The following is a 2,374-nucleotide window of genomic DNA, read 5'->3' as shown; positions in this document are numbered from 1 at the left end:
GGCTTGTCGGCCGTGATCGGCGCGGTGAAAGCCAAGGCTGCGCGCATCATCGCCATCGACATCAACCCGGCCAAGTTCGAGATCGCCAAACAACTCGGTGCCACCGATTGCGTGAACCCGAAAGACTTTGATCGTCCGATCCAGGAAGTGATCGTCGACATGACCGATGGCGGCGTCGACTTCTCCTTCGAGTGCATCGGCAATGTGCAACTGATGCGCGCCGCGCTTGAGTGTTGCCACAAAGGCTGGGGCGAGTCCGTCATCATCGGTGTCGCCGGTGCCGGTCAGGAAATCGCTACCCGTCCGTTCCAGTTGGTTACCGGTCGCGTCTGGCGCGGTTCGGCGTTCGGCGGCGTGCGTGGCCGTACTGAATTGCCGAGCTACGTCGACATGGCCCAGAGCGGCGAAATCCCGCTGGATACCTTCATCACCCACACCATGGGCCTGGAAGATATCAACAAGGCGTTCGACCTGATGCACGAAGGCAAGAGCATCCGCACCGTCATTCATTTTTAAGGAGCAGCGGCAAGCTACAAGCCACAAGCTGCAAGCAGGCGCAACGCCCTCTTGCAGCTTGAAGCTCGCAGCTTGCGGCTGAAGTGCTATGAATCTGGAAAACATTTCCTGTCAGAAGAGTTTCGGTGGCTGGCACAAGCGCTATCGCCATCGCTCCGAAGTGCTTGATTGCGACATGGTCTTCGCCGTGTACCTGCCGCCGCAGGCGGAGCAGGGCGGCAAGCTGCCAGTGCTGTACTGGTTGTCGGGGCTGACCTGCACCGACGAGAATTTCATGCAAAAGGCCGGTGCGATGCGCATGGCTGCCGAGCTTGGTCTGATCATCGTCGCCCCCGACACCAGCCCACGTGGCCCGGATGTCCCGGACGATGCGGACAAGGCTTGGGATTTCGGTCTCGGCGCCGGGTTTTATCTGAACGCCACGCAGGAACCGTGGGCGCGTCATTATCGGATGCATGATTATGTCGTGCAGGAATTGCCGGCACTGGTTGAAGCGCATTTCCCCGCTTCCGACAAGCGCAGCATCAGCGGCCACTCGATGGGCGGCCACGGTGCTTTGGTCTGCGCGCTGCGCAATCCCGGGCGTTATCAATCAGTGTCGGCGTTCTCGCCGATTACCCATCCGATCGACTGCCCGTGGGGCCAGAAAGCCTTCTCCAACTATTTGGGTGAAGACCGTTCGAAGTGGAAGGAGTGGGACGCCTGTGCGCTGATTGCCGAGGCCTCGGAGAAGTTGCCGTTGCTGGTCGATCAAGGCGATCGCGATGATTTCCTCGCCACCCAGCTGAAACCCGAAGCCCTGCAACACGCCGCAAAACAAGCGGGGTATCCGCTGGAGCTGCGCCTGCAACCGGGCTACGACCACAGCTATTTCTTCATCTCAAGCTTCATTGACGACCACTTGCAGCATCACGCGCGCGCTCTGCGCGGTTAATGCAGGTAGAATCACGCCCTGACAAAAATCGGGGCGTTTTTTTTATGCGTATTGGCCACGGCTACGATGTGCACCGTTTCGCTGAAGGCGATTTCATTACTCTGGGCGGCGTGCGGATTGCACACGGCTTCGGGCTGCTCGCTCATTCCGACGGTGACGTCTTGCTGCACGCCTTGAGCGACGCTTTGCTCGGCGCGGCGGCGCTGGGTGATATCGGCAAACATTTCCCGGACACTGACCCGCAATTCAAGGGCGCCGACAGCCGCGTGCTGTTGCGTCATGTGGTCAGTCTGATCCACGCCAAGGGCTGGAAAATCGGCAACGTCGACAACACCATCGTTGCCCAGGCGCCAAAAATGGCGCCGCATATCGAATCGATGCGCGCGCTGATCGCGGCGGATCTTCAAGTTGAGTTGGATCAAGTGAACGTCAAAGCTACCACCACCGAAAAGCTTGGCTTTGTCGGTCGCGAAGAAGGCATCGCCGTGCACTCCGTTGCCTTGTTGCTGCGCGCATGAATGAACTGCAATTGCTCGGCCCTCGGGCCTATGGCCAACCTCTCGGCACAGCGGTACTGAAAGCCAGCGCCGAAGATTTCCAGGTCGATGAAGTGCTGGATATTCCGTTCAGCGGTGACGGCGAACATTTGTGGATCTGGGTGGAAAAGCGCGGCCTCAATACCGAAGAAGCGGCGCGGCGGATTGCCAAAGCGGTGGGCGTGCCGTTGCGCACTGTCAGCTATGCCGGTCTCAAGGATCGTCAGGCCCTGACCCGACAGTGGTTCAGCGTGCAGTTGCCGGGCAAGGCCGATCCGGATCTGTCGGCGGCGGAAAACGACACGCTGAAGATCCTCAAGACCACGCGCCACAAGCGCAAGCTGCAACGCGGTGCGCATTCGGCCAACGGTTTCACCCTGCGCCTGAC

At 59.8% G+C, this 2,374-nt stretch carries 4 protein-coding genes; all 4 read left to right on the top strand.

Annotation, left to right across the window (positions count from 1 at the left end):
* Positions 1–516 (top strand): zinc-binding dehydrogenase (locus D6877_RS12315; protein WP_153189067.1); only part of this gene is annotated, 516 nt, incomplete at its 5' end.
* An 88-nt stretch (positions 517–604) separates the two neighbouring features.
* Positions 605–1,450: an S-formylglutathione hydrolase gene (gene fghA, locus D6877_RS12310; protein WP_130910957.1), complete on the top strand. Its 846-nt coding sequence runs from the start codon at positions 605–607 to the stop codon at positions 1,448–1,450.
* Between the two features lie 44 nt (positions 1,451–1,494).
* On the top strand, positions 1,495–1,968 hold the full coding sequence (gene ispF, locus D6877_RS12305; protein ID WP_042606995.1) for a 2-C-methyl-D-erythritol 2,4-cyclodiphosphate synthase: 474 nt from the start codon (positions 1,495–1,497) through the stop codon (positions 1,966–1,968).
* Positions 1,965–2,374 (top strand): tRNA pseudouridine(13) synthase TruD (truD, locus tag D6877_RS12300; RefSeq protein WP_130910956.1); only part of this gene is annotated, 410 nt, incomplete at its 3' end. The genes ispF and truD, both read left to right, overlap by 4 nt.

This window comes from Pseudomonas sp. Sample_9 (assembly GCF_004307535.1).
GTDB lineage: Bacteria > Pseudomonadota > Gammaproteobacteria > Pseudomonadales > Pseudomonadaceae > Aquipseudomonas > Aquipseudomonas mercuritolerans.
The sequence above is the reverse complement of the archived record's forward strand: the minus strand, read 5'-3'. Positions and strand labels throughout refer to the sequence as shown.